The 15,367-nt window shown below is 73.1% G+C and carries 17 protein-coding genes; 5 read left to right on the forward strand and 12 right to left on the reverse strand.

What is annotated here, in order from left to right; translation table 11 throughout:
• Entirely contained in the window at window positions 1-285 is a 285-nt protein-coding gene (locus QP939_RS00655) for a ubiquitin-like small modifier protein 1 (RefSeq protein ID WP_285454484.1), read from the forward strand.
• Here QP939_RS00655 and QP939_RS00660 read toward each other — a convergent pair.
• Window positions 260-1,687 (reverse strand): MFS transporter, encoded by a 1,428-nt coding sequence (locus tag QP939_RS00660; protein ID WP_285454485.1) that lies wholly within the window; start codon window positions 1,685-1,687, stop codon window positions 260-262. The two genes, QP939_RS00655 and QP939_RS00660, sit on opposite strands and share 26 nt — an antisense overlap.
• A gap of 24 nt (window positions 1,688-1,711) precedes the next feature.
• Here QP939_RS00660 and QP939_RS00665 point away from each other — a divergent pair, with 24 nt between their 5' ends.
• Complete coding sequence (locus QP939_RS00665; protein ID WP_285454486.1) at window positions 1,712-2,140, forward strand: MerR family transcriptional regulator; 429 nt, start codon at window positions 1,712-1,714, stop codon at window positions 2,138-2,140.
• 31 nt (window positions 2,141-2,171) lie between these two features.
• Window positions 2,172-2,630, forward strand: coding sequence for a MarR family winged helix-turn-helix transcriptional regulator (locus tag QP939_RS00670; protein WP_285454487.1), 459 nt, complete (start codon window positions 2,172-2,174; stop codon window positions 2,628-2,630).
• Here QP939_RS00670 and QP939_RS00675 read toward each other — a convergent pair.
• A complete protein-coding gene (locus tag QP939_RS00675; RefSeq protein WP_285454488.1) occupies window positions 2,627-3,520 on the reverse strand; it encodes an LLM class flavin-dependent oxidoreductase in 894 nt (297 codons plus the stop codon). The two genes, QP939_RS00670 and QP939_RS00675, sit on opposite strands and share 4 nt — an antisense overlap.
• 96 nt (window positions 3,521-3,616) lie before the next feature.
• Between QP939_RS00675 and QP939_RS00680 the strand changes: the two genes are divergently transcribed.
• Window positions 3,617-4,567, forward strand: coding sequence for a VOC family protein (locus QP939_RS00680; protein WP_285454489.1), 951 nt, complete (start codon window positions 3,617-3,619; stop codon window positions 4,565-4,567).
• A 2-nt stretch (window positions 4,568-4,569) separates the two neighbouring features.
• Window positions 4,570-6,036, forward strand: coding sequence for an amidase (locus tag QP939_RS00685; protein WP_285454490.1), 1,467 nt, complete (start codon window positions 4,570-4,572; stop codon window positions 6,034-6,036).
• Here QP939_RS00685 and QP939_RS00690 read toward each other — a convergent pair.
• The 10 genes from QP939_RS00690 to QP939_RS00735 are packed head-to-tail and all read right to left on the reverse strand — an operon-like array spanning window position 6,033 to window position 15,333.
• Window positions 6,033-7,079, reverse strand: coding sequence for a radical SAM protein (locus QP939_RS00690; RefSeq protein ID WP_285454491.1), 1,047 nt, complete (start codon window positions 7,077-7,079; stop codon window positions 6,033-6,035). The genes QP939_RS00685 and QP939_RS00690 overlap by 4 nt on opposite strands.
• Window positions 7,080-7,136: 57 nt before the next feature.
• Window positions 7,137-7,463, reverse strand: a complete 327-nt coding sequence (locus QP939_RS00695) for a flavin reductase family protein (protein ID WP_285459600.1) — start codon at window positions 7,461-7,463, stop codon at window positions 7,137-7,139.
• Entirely contained in the window at window positions 7,370-7,642 is a 273-nt protein-coding gene (locus tag QP939_RS00700) for a flavin reductase family protein (protein WP_285459602.1), read from the reverse strand. The genes QP939_RS00695 and QP939_RS00700 overlap by 94 nt, the downstream gene beginning before the upstream one ends.
• A gap of 23 nt (window positions 7,643-7,665) precedes the next feature.
• Window positions 7,666-9,012, reverse strand: a complete 1,347-nt coding sequence (locus tag QP939_RS00705) for an FAD-binding oxidoreductase (RefSeq protein WP_285454492.1) — start codon at window positions 9,010-9,012, stop codon at window positions 7,666-7,668.
• A complete protein-coding gene (locus QP939_RS00710) occupies window positions 9,009-9,335 on the reverse strand; it encodes an avidin-fold protein (RefSeq protein WP_285454493.1) in 327 nt (108 codons plus the stop codon). Before QP939_RS00710 ends, QP939_RS00705 begins: the two co-directional genes overlap by 4 nt.
• On the reverse strand, window positions 9,332-10,630 hold the full coding sequence (locus tag QP939_RS00715) for an ATP-grasp domain-containing protein (protein ID WP_285454494.1): 1,299 nt from the start codon (window positions 10,628-10,630) through the stop codon (window positions 9,332-9,334). Before QP939_RS00715 ends, QP939_RS00710 begins: the two co-directional genes overlap by 4 nt.
• Entirely contained in the window at window positions 10,627-12,090 is a 1,464-nt protein-coding gene (locus QP939_RS00720) for an FAD-dependent oxidoreductase (protein ID WP_285454495.1), read from the reverse strand. The genes QP939_RS00715 and QP939_RS00720 overlap by 4 nt, the downstream gene beginning before the upstream one ends.
• On the reverse strand, window positions 12,087-13,625 hold the full coding sequence (locus QP939_RS00725) for a class I tRNA ligase family protein (RefSeq protein ID WP_285454497.1): 1,539 nt from the start codon (window positions 13,623-13,625) through the stop codon (window positions 12,087-12,089). Before QP939_RS00725 ends, QP939_RS00720 begins: the two co-directional genes overlap by 4 nt.
• The gene (locus QP939_RS00730) at window positions 13,622-13,993 is read right to left on the reverse strand and encodes a cupin domain-containing protein (protein ID WP_285454498.1); all 372 of its coding nucleotides are present in this window, start codon (window positions 13,991-13,993) and stop codon (window positions 13,622-13,624) included. Before QP939_RS00730 ends, QP939_RS00725 begins: the two co-directional genes overlap by 4 nt.
• A complete protein-coding gene (locus QP939_RS00735) occupies window positions 13,990-15,333 on the reverse strand; it encodes a SidA/IucD/PvdA family monooxygenase (protein ID WP_285454499.1) in 1,344 nt (447 codons plus the stop codon). Before QP939_RS00735 ends, QP939_RS00730 begins: the two co-directional genes overlap by 4 nt.
• Window positions 15,334-15,367 lie beyond the last annotated feature (34 nt).

Consider the following 15,367-nt stretch of genomic DNA (forward strand, 5'->3'; position numbering starts at 1 on the left):
GTGCGGATCACGGTGCTGGTGCCGGGCACGCTGCGGGAGAAGACGGGCGGCGAGTCCCACCTGGAGGTGGAGGTCGCCGAGCCCGCGACGCTGGGGACGCTGCTCGACGCGCTCGCCGAGCGGTACCCGGCACTGGAGCGTCGGCTGCGCGACGAGCAGGCGGGGCTGCGGAGGTACGTGAACTTCTACGTCGACGGCGAGGAGTGCCGCCACCGCGGCGGCCCGGCGGCCGAGCTGCGCGCGGGCGGCGAGGTGCAGATCATCCCCTCGGTGGCCGGGGGCTGACCGGGACCCGCTCGACCTCCTCGAACAACGCCGCGGCCCGGTGCGCGGTCAGCAAAGCGCGGCGGCCCGTGCTCAGCACCGCCAACACCAGCACCCCCGCCCCGAGCGCCGCCACCAGCCACCACACCCCGACCGCGCCACCAGCGCCCGACCCCGCGATCGTCCCCGCGAGCGCGACCCCCAGCGTCGTGCCCGTCTGGCGCCCCGCCGAGGCCAGCGATCCCGCCACCCCGGCCATCGACCGCGGCATGCCCGAAATCGCCGTGTTCGTGATCGGCGGGTTCACCGTCCCCAGGAACACCCCGAACAGCAAGTAGACCGCCAGCACCACGACCAGCGGCGTGGTCGCCTCCAGCCACACCGACGCCGCACCTCCCGAACCCAAGGCGACTCCGGCGACCACCAACGGCAACCGCGGGCCGCGGGTGCCGACCACCCGGCCCGTCCGGGGCGAAAGCACCAGCACGAGCACCCCGACCGGCAACAGGCACAACCCCGCCGCCAGCGCCGTCATACCGCGGACGTCCTGCAGGTACTGCGTCGTCACGAACAAGAACGCGCCGAACCCGCACAACGCGAACATCGCCATCAGGATCGCCGCGCTGAAGGAAACGCTGCGGAACAACCGGAGTTCGAGCAGCGGGTCGGCCCGGCGCGGCTCGTACCGCCGCAACCCCAGCACTCCGAGCGCGGCCACGACCAGCAGCCCGACGATCACCGGTGACGTCCAGCCCAGCCACCGCGCCTCGATGATGGCCGCCACCACCCCGCCGAGCACCACGACCACCAGCACCTGCCCGACCGGGTCGAACCGGCGGGCGCGGGGGGCGCGGGACTCGGGGACGAACGCCGCCGTCGCCGCGAGCGCCATCGCCACGATCGGGACGTTCACCCAGAACACCGCGCGCCAGCCCAGGCCGTCGACCAGCGCGCCGCCCAGGATCGGGCCGAGCGCCAGCGCCAAGCCGGACATCGAGCCGAACACGCCGATCGCGCGGGCTCGCGCCGCCGGTTCCGGGTAGACCGTCGCCACGATCGCCAGCGCGACCGGGTTCAACATCGTGCCGCCGACCGCCTGGACCGCGCGGGCCGCGATCAGCCAGCCGATGCCGGGCGCGACGCTGCACAGCAGCGAGCCCAGGCCGAAGACCGCGAGGCCGGTCATGAAGACGCGCTTGCGGCCGAACCGGTCGGCGGTCGACCCGGCGAGCACCAGGAAACCGGCCAGCACCAGCGTGTAGGCGTCGACCGTCCACTGCAGACCGGACACGGAGGCGCCGAGGTCACGGCGCAACGACGGCAGGGCGACGGTGACGATGGAGATGTCCATCACCACCACGACGATGCTGGCGCAGCAGGTCGCCAGTACGAGCGCCGGGCGGCGCGAGGTCGGAACGTTCATGTCATCGACGCTAGGATTTAGAGCGTGCTCGAAGTCAAACCGATCCCCGCGGAGGGGCTGACGATCGCCGACGCCGCGCGCCGCACCGGGGTCAGCGCGCACACGCTGCGGTACTACGAACGCGCGGGCCTGGTCGTCACGCAGGTGGACCGCACCTCCGGTGGCCGCCGTCGCTACCGGAAGCTCGACCTGGAGTGGATCAAGATCTGCACCAAGCTGCGCGCCACCGGCATGCCGATCAAGCTGATCCGCCGCTACGCCGAACTGGTCGCCGCCGGGCGCGGCAACGAGCCCGAGCGGCTCGCGCTGCTGGAAGCGCACCGCGCCGACGTGCTCGCCAAGCTCGCCGAACTGCAGGAGAACCTGAAGCTGATCGACCGCAAGATCGGCGTCTACCGGGGCCGCCTGGAAGCGGGCGACGCGGACGGGCTGTGGGCGCCGGGGCAGTCTTAGACTGCCCGTTGTCCGCGTGAGGAGGCGATAGGTGGTCAGTCGGGCCGAGAAGAACGAAACCGACCCGGACCTGGGGGTGCTCGCCGGCCGCCTGCTGTTCGCCGTGCAGGAGGAGCTCTTCACGAAGCTCGCCGACGAAGGCTTCGACGACCTGCACCCCCGCCACGGCGCGGTGCTGGCCTACCTCGACAAGGACGGCGTGCGCGCGACCGAGCTGTCCCGGCTTTCGGGGCAGCACAAGCAGGTCATCGGCAAGCTGGTCGACGAGCTGGAGGAGCTGGGCTACGTCGAGCGCCGCCCCGACCCGGCCGACCGGCGGGCGAAGCTGGTCTGCCCGACCGAGCGCGGCCTGGCGGAGATGCGGGCCGGCGGCCGGATCATGGCGGCGATGCAGGAGCGGCACGCCCGCCGCCTCGGCCGCGACATCTACGCGCTGTTCAAGTCCGCGCTCATCGACATCACGCGCTCCCAGCGGCGTCGCGTGTCCTAGACCACCGCGGCCCGGACGCGCGGCACCACCTCGCGGCCGAACGCCGTGACCTGCTCCAGGGACTGGTGCTCCGGCCAGAACACGAAACTCGTGAACGGCTGCTCGTGCGCGATCCGCGCCAGCAACTCGGCCCACTGCTCCGCGGTGCCGCGCACCGGCTCGTTCCCGGTCTCGACCCGAACGTCGCCCGGACGGTCGGTGATCTCGCCGACGATCTGCGCGATCCGCCGGACGTCGGACGGCCGGCGTCCGGCGGCCACCGCCCCCTCGTCGATCCGCGCGTTCGCGGCCGTCCACTGCTCGTACGGCAGGTACGACGGGATCGGCGCGGCCCAGCCGTCGGCGATGCGGCCGGTCAGCGCCAAGGCCTTCGGGCCCTGCGCGCCCGTCCACAGCTCGATCGGGTGCGCCGGCGCCGGGCCCGGTTTCAGGCCGTCGACCGGGTAGTACGTGCCGTGGTGGTGGATCGGGCCGCCGGTGCCCCAGATCGCGCGCAGCACCGCGAACGCCTCCTCCAGCGCCGCGTTCGCTTCCGCGGGCGACCGGCGTTCGACGCCCATCCGGGTGATCGCGTCCCAGTAGCCGCCGGCGCCGAGGGCCAGCTCGAACCGGCCGCCGGACACCAGGTCCAGGGCGGCGGCGGTCTTCGCCAGCATCGCGGGCGGGCGCAGCGGCAGGTTCGCGACGTCCGGGAAGACCCGGATCCGGCTCGTCGCGGCCAGCAGCGTGCCCGCCAGGACGAAGGTGTCCAGGTAGTCGGGGACGTACGGGTGGTCCTGGATGCCGAGCAGCTCGAGGCCGCACTCCTCCGCCGCGGCGGCCAGCGCGCGGTGGCCCTCGACGTCGAGCGTCGGCACCAGCGAGAACCCGAAGGACAGCTCTTTGGTCACCGGGCATTACTACCACCCGGCGCTGTCCTTGTGCCACACTGGACCCAAGGTAGTAAGAATTGGTGACTATCACCGATAGGTGACCAAGGAGCGACGATGCCCACACACGTCCACGGCAGCCACCACATCACGCTGTCGGTCGGCTCGGCGCAGGAGGACGCGGAGTTCCACGTCCACACCCTGGGGATGCGGTTCATCAAGCGCACGGTGCTCTTCGACGGCGTGCTCCCGATCTACCACCTCTACTACAGCAACGCCGACGGCGACCCGAGCTCCGTCGTGACGACGTTCCCCTTCCGCAAGGCGGGCTGGGCCGGGCGCCGCGGCACGAACCAGGCGCGCGAAGTGCTGCTCGCCGTGCCCGCCGGATCCCTGGACTACTGGGCGAAACGCCTCGGCGAACGCGGTGTCGAAACCACGCACGCCGACGTGCTCGAGACGCGCCGCCTGCTGTTTCGCCACCCCACCGGCATCGAGTACGCGCTGGTCGAGGTCGACGGCGACACCCGGCGCGGCTTCACCGGCGGCGGCGTGCCCGCCGAGTACGCGATCCACGGCATCTTCGGCGTCGGCGTGCACGTCAGCCACCCGGAGAACATGGTCGAGTTCGTGACCGGCCACCTCCACGCGGGCGAACCGGCCGAAGAGGGCGACCGCATCACGGCGCGGATCGGCGCACCCGGTCAGGGCGGCGCGGTCGAGCTGGTCGTCAACCGGGCCGACGACCCGGGGACCTGGACCTACGGCGAAGGCACCGTGCACCACTTCGCGTGGAACGTCGAGACCCTGGCCAACCAGGCGGAAATCAAGAACGAGCTGGAAGGCGCGGGCTACACCGACATCTCGGAGGTGAAGGACCGCAAGTACTTCAGGTCCGTGTACGTCCGCTCACCGAGCGGCGCGCTGTTCGAAATGGCGGTCTCGGCCGAGGAGGGCTGGACGATCGACGAGTCCCCGAAGGAGCTCGGCACCCGCTTCCAGCTGCCGTCGCAGTTCGAAGGCCGGCGCACGGAGATCTTCGACCAGCTCGAGCACCTGGACATCTGACCGTGGCCGAGACGATCACCGCGCTGGGCGCCGCACTGCGCTCCGGCGAGACGACGAGCGTCGAGGTCGTCACGCGGCTGCTGGCCCAGCCTGATGAGATCGGCGCGTACGTGACGCGGTTCGACTCGGCACTGGCCGCGGCCGCGGCGGCCGACGCGGAGCTGGCGGCGGGCCGGGACCGCGGCCCGCTGCACGGGATTCCGCTGGGTATCAAGGATCTCCTGCCGACGCGGGAGGGCCCGACGACCGCGCAGAGCGGCGTCCGCCACCGGTGGCGGAAGGTCCGCGTCGACGCCGAGGCCGTCACCCGGCTGCGGGACGCGGGCGCGGTGCTGCTCGGCAAGACGGCGACGATGGAGTTCGGCGTCGGCGGCCCGGTGGGGCAGACCGGCTTCCCGGTCCCCCGCAACCCGTGGGACCCGGACCACTGGACGGGCGGTTCGAGTTCCGGCACGGCGAACGGCGTCGCGGCCGGGCTGTTCCCGGGCGGGCTCGGCTCGGACACCGCGGGCAGCATCCGCGGGCCCGCCGCGTACTGCGGGATCACCGGGTTCAAGCCGACGTACGGGCTGGTGCCGGTGGCCGGGAGCGTGCCGCTGGCACCGAGCTTCGACACCGTCGGCCCGATGGCGCGGACCGCCGAAGACTGCGCCCTGCTGCTGTCCGCGCTGACCGGACGGGACATCGGTCCACTGCGGGGGTCGCTCTCGGGAGTCCGGGTGGGCTTCGCGGCTTTCGGCACGGAATTCACCGAGGCGGTGGACGTGTTGCGTGCCGCGGGCGCCGAGGTGCGGCCGGTCGAGGTGCCCGGGTATGCGGCGCTGACCACCACGACCAGGCTCGGCTACGTCACGGAAGGCTTCGCCGTGCACCGCGAGATGTTGCGGGAGCAGTGGAGTGCGTACGCGCCGCAGACCCGCCTGGCGCTGGCGACGGGCGCGCTCCTCAGCGGCGGCGACTTCGCCCGCTTGCTGGAGGTTCGCGCGGCGGGGCGGCGCGCGGTGGCGGAGCTGTTCGAGTCGGTCGACCTGCTGGTGACGCCGACGACGACGGGTCCGGCCCCGGCTCTGCGCGACCTGCCGCGGCTGCGGACCATCGAGGGCCTGCACACCCCGGCGTGGAGCGCGACCGGCCAGCCGGCGTTGTCCGTGCCGAGGGGGTTCACCTCCGGCGGGCTTCCGCTGGGGTTGCAGATCATCGGGCGGCACCACGCCGACGAGCTGGTGCTCGAGGCGGGCCACGCATTCCAGCTGCGGACGGACTGGCACCGGCGGGTTCCGGCCCCGGTGGCCGGATCCGTGGCGCCGGAACCGATGCCGGTGCGGGCGGAGCCGACGCCGCCGGGCAGTCCGGTCCCGGCCCTGCTGCGGGCGGCGGGGTTGAACCCACCGGAAGAGGACGTCGACACGGTGGCGGCGCGGTACCCGACGGTGGTGGCGGAGGTCGAATCGCTGTACCGGTGGCCCTAGAACAGCGTCGGCTGGCCGGGTTCCTCGGCGGGCTGCCCGCGCCGCCCGTTGAGGGCGAACTTGTCCTCGATCGTCGCGTCCGGCTCCGGGAACCCGTACTTCGCGATCAGCGGCCGGATCCGGGCGCCGATCTCGTGCCGGTACGCGGTCTCGGAGCCCGACGAATACAGCTTCGTGTACTCCGCCACCAGCCCGGGGTGCGCGCGCCGCAGCCACGCGAAGAACACTTCCTTCACCGCCGACGACAAGTACAGCGGGTGGTACAGCACGTCGGTCGCCCCGGCCGCGGCCACCGCCGCCACCAGTTCTTCCAGCTGCTCCGGCGAATCCGACAACCGGGGCAGGATCGGGGACAGGAACGCCGTGCACTCGAGGCCCGCGTCGCGGATCGCGCGGACCGTCGCCAGCCGCGCCGACGTCGTCGCGGTGCCGAACTCCACCGATTGCTGCAAATCCTCGTCCAGCATCGACAGCGACACGCCCAGGTGCACTGTCGCGCCACGGGCCGCGCGGGCCAGCCGCGGGAGGTCGCGGCGGATCAGCGGTCCCTTCGTCAGGATCGAGAACGGGATCCGGTGCCCGGCGAGGGCGTCGATGATCCCCGGCATCAGCTCGTAGCGGCCCTCCGCGCGCTGGTAGACGTCGGTGTTCGTGCCGAACGCCACCCGCGGCGGCAGCTTCCGCTTGCGGGCCAGCTCGGTCCGCAGCACCTCGACGATGTTCGTCTTGACGATGATCTCGTTGTCGAAGTCGCCGGAGACGTCCAGGCCCAGGCGTGTGTGCGTGGGCCGCGCGAAGCAGTACTGGCACGCGTGGGTGCAGCCGCGGTACGGGTTGATCGTGTACTCGCCCGGCAGCATCCGCGCGTCCGCCGGGACGTGGTTCAGCGCGCTCTTCGCCAGCACCTCGTGGAACGTCACCCCGCGGAACTCCGGCGTCCGGACGCTGCGCACGAACCCGGTCAACCGCGCCAGACCGGGCAACGCGCCGGTGTCGACCCGGTCCGTGCGCTGCCCGCTCCAGCGCATCCCTTCTTCACTCACCGGCCGAGCATGGCCGACGCGCGGCGGGCGCGGCTAGCCAGATTCGGACACGACCCTTCAGAGCGCCTCACCCCACTGCCCCGGCCCGGAAACGTGCCGCGGATCGGTGACCGCGTGGTAGCCGCCGTGCACGAAGACCAGCGCGGGGGCGGTCCGGTCGTGGCCGGTGGCCAGCACTTCGCCGACCACCAGCGTGTGGTCGCCCAAGTCGAACTTCTCGGCCAGGTCGCACTCCAGCCAGCTCGCGCCGTCGAGCACCAGCGCACCCGTCCGCTCCCCCGGTTCCGCGTTCAGGCAGGCGATCCCGGCGGCTCGCGAGGCACGCGGCCCGGCGAACCGGCGGGCGAGCCACGCGCGCCCGCCGGCAGGATCGACACCACCCAGCGGCCGGTCGCCAGGAGGTCCGCCAGGAACGCCGACTCCTTGCGGAAGGCCAGCGAAACCAGCGGCGGGTCGAGCGAGACCGACCCCAGTGAGTTGACCGTGACGGCGTCGTGCCGACGGCCGCCGGGGGTGTCGCGGTACGTCGTGGCGACGCACACGCCGGTCGCGAAGGTGCGCATCACACCGCGGAGATCGGGCGCCATCACAACCCCTGCGGGGACGAGAAGCACCGGTCCGGGTCGTACCGGCGCTTGACCTCGGCGAGCCGCGCCGCGTTCGGGCCGTAGTAGGCGCCGCGCCAGTCGTCGAGGTCGGGATCGGTGAAGTTGACGTACGACGCGTCCGGCGCGAACTCCCCCGTCTCGGCGTGCAGCGCGTGCAGCCAGTCGAGGTTGGCGCGGACGACGTCCGGCGCGTCCTCCTCCGTCCACGACGTGTCGAGGCTGAGGAGGAACTTCGTGTCCCGGTGCGGGAACGCGGTGTCCGCCACCGGGACGCGCCCGATCGCCCCGCCCCAGGCGAACAACGCGGCCCCGGCGCCGTCGGGGTTGCCGCTGCCCGGCCACTTCTCGACGGCCCGGACGAGCGCCTCCAGCCCGGCGTCGCCGATCGCGTGCGGCGTGCACCGCGTGCGGACGGCGAACGCCCCGCCTTCGCTGGCGTGGTGCAGATACCGCGCGGCTGCCCAGAAATCGCGGTCCTCGATGTCCGCGCGGTCCGGCGCCGCGACGGCGAACGCCGGGGCGAGCAGTTCGCGCAGCTCGGCCGCCGGGCCGAGGTGGTGGCCGACCACGGACACGACGCCGTCACCGCCCGGCGCGCGGGCGATGCCGATGCGAGCGGAGAACTCCTCCGGCGCGGCCAGCATGATCTCCTGCATCGTGGCCAGCACCTCGACCGCGTGCGGCCACGACCACAGCACGAGGCACGTCGACCCGGCCGGAGCGGGCCGCGCCTGGAACGTGAAGCTCGTGTTGACGCCGAAGTGGCCGCCCCCGCCGCCGCGGCACGCCCAGAACAGGTCCGGGTGCTCGGTGGCGGACGCCGTGACGGCCTCGCCGGACGCGAGCACGACGTCGGTCGAGACCAGCGCGTCGCACGTCAGGCCGTGCGCGCGGGAGATCGTCGTGACGCCGCCGCCGAGGGTGAGACCGCCGATGCCGACGGTGTCGGAGTTGCCGAGCGGGAACGTCAGGTCCCACGGCCGCAACCCGGCGTACAGCGCCTTCATCGGCGTCCCGCCGCCGACGGTGACCAGCCCGGTGCCGCGGTCGACGCGGATGCCGGACAGCCCGCGGAGGTCAAGCACCAGGCCCAGGCCCGCCGAGTGCCCGGCGTAGCTGTGCCCGCCGCCGCGCGGCACCACGGGCACCGACTCGTCCCGCGCCCACGCCAGCGCCCCGGCGACGTCGGCGGTGTCGCGCACCGAGAGCACCGCCGCGGGCCGGGTGGCGGCGAACCGCCGGTTCACCGGCGCCACGGCGGCGAAGCCGGGGTCACCGGGGAACCGGAGTTCGCCGAAGCCGCGCAGGCCGTCCCACGCCGTCATGACGCGACCTCTTCGAGGTAGGAGACGCCGGTGGCGGCGTGCTCGCCGTAGCGTTCCCAGACTTCGCGCAGCACCAGGGTGCCGCCGTGCCACTGCGGGGTGTTGGTGCTGTGCCCGGCGATCACCTCGCCGGAGGCCAGGACCATCGTGTAGGCCAGGCGCAGCACGCCGGCGGCGTCGCAGGTGCCGGTGACCGTGCCGCGCCGGACGTGACCGCCCTCGAACTCGGCCCAGACCAGGTCGCCGTGCTGGCGGTACTCCGCATGCGTGCCGTCGCCGCCGCCCAGGGCGCGGAACCGGCGGCCGTCGTAGTGGAGGCTCATTCGTCCACGTCCAGCAGTCCGGCCGGCATCGCCAGCGTCGTGCCGGCGGGCGGCGGCGCGATCTCCTCGGCGTCGACTTCGACCAGCGAAGCCGCGTGCGCCAGCCGTTCGACGCAGGTCTCGGAGTCGGCCGCCTGGCACACGACGAAGGAGTGGCGCGCGATGTAGCCGCCCGGCGGCAGCCGCAGCGTGGTGCCCGGCTCGACCATCGGCGACGCCGTCACCAGCCCCGGAGCCTCGGCAGGCACGTCGACCGCGTGGACGACGCAGTCGTGCTCGGGGTAGCCGAAGCGGATCCCGGCGGTGCCCGCGCGGCTGTGCGAGACGTCCGGGCGCTGCCCGGTGCCGACGTCGAACAGCACGCTGCCCGGGTCGATGCCGGTCGCGGTCTTGCCGAGGAACGGGATGAGGTCCCCGCCGAGGCGGCCGTTGACCTCGATGATCACCGGGCCGCGGGCGGTCAGCCGGACCTCGGTGTGGGTGATCCCGTTCTCGATGCCGAGGACGCGATGGGCCTCGGCCAGCACGCCCATCAGCTCGTCGTCGCGCAGCAGCGGGTCGGCCGAGTCGACGACGTGGCCGGTCTCCTCGAAGAACGGCGGCATGCCGGTGCTCTTGCGGGCGACGAACATCGGCAGGTACTCGCCCTTGTGGACGGCGCCGTCGACGCTGATCTCCGGTCCGTCGGCGAAGCCTTCGATGATCGCGCCGCCACGGTAGGGCTCGTCGCCGACCAGGCTGGCCTCGTGGGCGACGCGGTAGGCGGCGTCGAGCTCGGCTTCGTCGCGGGCGAGGGAGACGCCCATGCTGGCGCCGAGCGCGCGCGGCTTGACGATCACCGGGTAGCCGATCCGTCCGGCGGCCGCGCGGGCGTCGGCGAAGTCCGCGGCCAGGTGGAAGCCGGGTTGCGGCAGGCCGGCGGCGGTGAGGCGGGTGCGGCAGCTGTGCTTGTCGCGGCAGCCGTGCACGCCGGGGATGCTCAGGCCGGGCACGCCGAACTCGGCGGCCAGCTCGGCCGCGGGCATGACCAGCGGCTCGTCCCAGCAGAGGACGCCCGCCACGGTGTACTCGGCGGCCAGCTCGCGGGCGGTGTCGAGGAGCACCTGGTGGTCGAAGACGTTGACGACGGTGATGTCGTCGAAGTACTCGTGCTGCCAGGTCGGCTTGAGGTTGTTGATCAGCACCAGCCGCAGCCCGGCTTCGCGGGCCCGCTCGGCGACACTGCGGACGAGGTATTCGCGGTAGAGCTTGAGGCCGCTGCCGATGACGAGCAGCGCGCGCGGGTTCGGAGTCATCTGAGGAAGTCCTTTCCGGAGTGCGGGGCGAGGGCGGTGACCACGGCTTCCGCGGCGAGCGGAGCGGTGCGGAAGCCGTCGGGGCCGCTGGCCGGGCGGGCCCACGCGGCGGGTCCGACGCGGACGAAGCCGGTGTCGCCGCCCTCGGCGGTGGCGTAGTGGCAGTGCTTGACCCGCACCACGTCGTAACCGTCCACATCGGACACGACACCGGCGGCGAGCACCCGCGCGGCCCAGCCCGCGTCGTCGTCGGGACCGGCGAGGGTGGTGACCTCCCGGCGGACGGCGTCGGTGCTGACCTTGAGCAGGGTGCCCGCGACCGAAGGCAGCAGCCAGGCCCGCCCGTCGGTGCCGAGCCCGCCGGCGGTGGGCGTCGCCGCCCAGGCGTGCGCGAGCGCGGCGGGTGGGCGCAGGTAGACCATGGTCTGCCGGTGCAGGGCCACGCGCCGGTGCAGCAGGGCACCGGTCCACGGCCCGGCGGCGACGAGCACGACGTCCCCGGTCTCGGCGGTGCCGTCGGCGAGCTCGACGCGAGCCCGGTCAGCGTCGATCGCGACGGCTTCCCGGCCAGGCCGCAGCTCGGCATCGGGGTGGTGCCGAAGCCACCGCGCGGCGGCGTGCAGGACCCGGTCGGCGAGCAGGGTCCCGGCGTGCGGTTCGAGGACGGCCCCGCTCCCCCGCGGGAACCCGACGAGCGGGTAGGAGGAGGGGTGCACGATCCGGAGGGGCACGCCGGCGGCCCCGGCGGTGGCGACGGCGGCGGGCACCTGCCCGGGCGGCATGGCCTGCAGCACGCCGACCCGCCGGTAGAGTCCGGCGCCCGGCAGGTGATCGCAGAGGAGGGCGTCGAGTTCCCGCCACTTCCGGTGCAGCTCGGCGGCCCGCCTCGTGGCGGCCCGGTCCCCGACGACCAGTGCGCGGAGGGCGCGGTGCTGGTCGAACGAGGTCGAGCCCGGGTGCGGGACGGGGCCGCGTTCCAGGAGAACCACGTGGTGTCCGGCGAGGATGCAGCGGATCGCGGTGAGCAGGCCGGTGATCCCGCCGCCGACCACGACGACCCGGAGGCCGCCGCGGCGGGTGCGGGTGGTGGCCTGGGTCGCGGTGGCCGGGGTGGCGCCCAGGAGGGCGGTCGCCCCGCCGGACGGCGGACCGCCCAGCGGGGTGGCGGATGCGGCGCCGCCGGGAGTGGGGGCGCCGCCGAGCAGGACCGCGGTTCCGCCTGGCACGGCACCCGCCGCGCTGAGCGAGGTGGCGGTGCCGGATGCGCCCGGCCCGCCCAGCGGGATGGCGGCCCCGCCCGACATCGCACCGGCCGGGGTGGCCGCCGCCTGACCGAGCGAGGTGGTGCCTCCGCTGCCCAGCGGCGTGGCCGCGCCGCCATCCACCCCCGGGAGGGCCGCAGCCCCGCCGAGCGCAGCCGCCGCGTGGGTCGCCATCTCCTCGCGCAGGCTCGCGCTCATGACCGCACCTCCGCCGAGCGCAGCCGCGGCAACGCGACCGGCGTGAAACTCCGCGCCTCCGCGCCGCCGTCCTCGCCGAGCACCTCCGCCGCCAGGTCGATCAGGATCGGCGCCGCTCCGCGCAGCAGCCGGTCCACCTCGAAACAGAAGTCACCAGCGGAGGCCGCAGTCACCTCGCGGCTCGCCAGCCGGGCCAGCTGGTCCGCGATCGTCTCCGCCGCGCGGTTCAAGCTGAACCCCGCCAGCTCGTACGAAGCCGCGAAGCGCTCGGCCATCCGCGCCGCCCCGCGGCGGGACCGCGAAGACACCGGCAACGGTCCCCGCCCGACCCAACGATTCACCTTGTCCGCCACCACGTTCCACGGCTCCACCAGCCGCGAAGACGTCACGCGCACCAGCGCCTCGCGGCCGAAGCTCGTGCGCTGGTGCTCGGGGCTCGTCGCGGCCAGGTGGAACCGGATCAGGTCGCGGGGCACCTCCGCCGCCAGCTCGCGGCTCCACACCACGTGTCCGCGGCTCGTCGAGAACTTCCGGTGGTCCAGCTCGTAGAACTCGTTGGTCAGGTACCGCGCCGGCAGGTCGTACCGCCCCTCCGACGCCAGCAACATGGCCGGACCGGCGATCGCGAACGGGTAGATGTTGTCGAACCCGAGGAAGTACACGATCTCCGAACCCGCCCCGGCGAGCCACAACGCGTCCTCCGCGCCCGCAGCAGCACCCCGAGCCTCCGACGACAACGCCGAACAGTGCATGCTCCACGCCATCGGCTCGGCGTTGGGGTTGACCCGCTGCCCCGCGACCTCGGGGAACGGCACCTCGATGCCCCACGAGATCGGGTACGTCACCGGGAAGTCCGGCAACGGCCGCGCCAGCATCTGCTCCAGCGCCTGCGCCATGTGCGGCCGCAGCCCCGAAGCGTGCGCCGCGAAGTGCTCACGCAGCTGGGACCGGTACCGCTCGACGGGCAGCACCAGCACGTCCGCCTCGCGCAGCACCACCGGCTCCGTCGGGTCCAATGTGGACCGGACGTCCAGCAGGTCGCCCGCCGCCACCAGCTGGCCGCAGCTCTCGCACAGTCCCGCGCAGCACTCGGCCAGGCACTCCGGGCACCCGCCGGACGCGAAGCCGTCGACCAGGAACTGCCCCGTCCGGGACGAGTACGGGAACTTCATCGTGCGCAGTTCCAGCTTGCCCGCCGAGTACAGCCTGCCGATGAAGTCGACGACCCACTTCGTGAACCGGTCGTCGTCGCCGGTGTACCCGTCGACGCCGATGCCCATCGCGGCCAGGCTCGCCGAGATCTGCGCCGCCGACGTCGCCACCAGCTCCGCCGGGGTGACCCCGCGACGATGGGCCGTCGTCACCACGAACGTCGACGTGTCCTGGAAACCCGTGCCCAGCACCACTTCCCGGCCCTGGGACCGCGCGTAGCGGGTGTGCACGTCCGCCGCCAGGAACGGGCCCGCGATGTGCCCGAGGTGCAGGTCCCCGTTGGCCGTCGGGGCCGGGGAGATCACCACCGTCCGGGCGCTCACGACGTGCTCGCTTCGTGGCGGGCCGTGAACTGGGCCGACATCTCCGCGTCCCACCAGACGCCGTAGTACTCGAAGTCCTCGTCGCCGTCGTTGGTGACGCAGTGCGTCGAGCCCGGCGGCAGGCGGACGACGTCGCCCTCGGTGAACGGGTGCGGCTCGCCGTCGACGATCAGCGTCGCCGTGCCGCAGACCGCGATGAAGATCTCGTACTCGTGGTGGGCGTGCGGGGTGGACGTCGTGTGCGGCCGCAGCACGCACCACGCGCCTTCGAACGGGGCGTTCAGCTCCGGCCAGGGCAGCAGGCGCTGCGAGTCGAGCCCGTAGGCGCGCTCCAGGTTCTCGCGGTCGAGGCGGTGGACGTCGATCATGCCGCCACCACCACGGAGTCGCCGGACTTGCGCCGCCCGCCGTCCGGGCCGGTGCCCGGGCCGCGGCGCTCGACGATGTCGCCCGCGATCTCGGCCGAGCGCTGGGCCAGTACGCTGATCAGCGAGTCGGAGATGCCGTGCGTGGCCTCGTTGACGCCCTGCAGGTACAACGCGCCGTGCGCGTCCTCGCCGAGGTCGGCGCGGTACTGGCGGTTGACCGTGACCTCGTCGAGGCCGATCGCCTCGGCCAGCTCGCGGACCATCGACGGCATCCGCTGGTCGAAGCCGGTGCCGAGGAACACCGCGTCGCAGCGGACGTGCTCGACGCCGCCGCGCTTGAGGTCGCGGACGTCGAGCACAACTTCCTCGCCGCCGGCCGCCGGTTCCGTCCGCGCGCCGACGACCTCGGTCAGGCCGCGGATCGTCGAAACCGGCTCGCCGAGCATCTTCTGCCGGTAGATCATCGTGTACAGCTCTTCGAGGAACGGCGCAGCGAGCCCCGCGTAGTTGGTCAGGTGCATCTCGCCCAGCACCTTCGCGCGGACCTCGTCGGTCATCGCGTAGAACTCGTCCACAAAGGACGGATAGAAGAGTTCGTTGACGAACTTGCTGGTCTGGTAGTCCTTGAGGGCGATCGAGCGGATCAGCATCGTCGGCGACGAGCCCGGCGCGTGCTGGTGCAGGGCCATGAACATCTCGGCCGCGCTCTGCGCCCCGCCGACCACGACCGGCCGCAGCGGCTTGCCGGGCCGGGCCAGCTTCGCCGTGGCGTCGACGCGGGTGCTGTACTCCGTGCTGTGCACGACGCGCTCGGCGGGCAGCCCGCGGAACACCTCGGGCACGTGGGCGTCCCGGCCGCCGCCGACGACCAGGTCGCGGCAGAGCACCGTGTCGCCGTCGGACAGCGGGACGGTGAAGCCGAGCACCGCGCCGGACTCGGAGTGGATCGGCAGGATCCGCTCGGCGCGGGCCTGGTAGCGCACCCGGACCTGCTCGAGGGAGTCCGCGACCCACTGCAGATACGCCGAAACCTGCCAGCGGAACGGGTTGAACGTGCCGAGGTTGACGAACTCGTCGAGCTCGCCACGCTCGTGCATGAAGTTGAGGAACGAGAACCGGCTGCGCGGGTTGCGCAGGGTCACCAGGTCCTTGACGTAGGAAACCTGGCTGCGCGCCCACGGCAGCATCAGGTTGCGCTGCCACTTCACGTCCTCGTGCTGTTCGAGGATCATCGCGCCGCGGGCCGCGCCGGAGCGGCCGCACTCCTCCAGGGCCACGGCCAGCGCGAGGTTCGCCGGGCCGGCCCCGATCATCAGGACATCCACCTCGTGGACGGTCATGTCATCTCCACTTTCCGGGTCGACGTGCGGCGCG

Origin of the sequence: Amycolatopsis nalaikhensis (genome assembly GCF_030264295.1) — a bacterium.
Classification (GTDB): domain Bacteria; phylum Actinomycetota; class Actinomycetes; order Mycobacteriales; family Pseudonocardiaceae; genus Amycolatopsis; species Amycolatopsis nalaikhensis.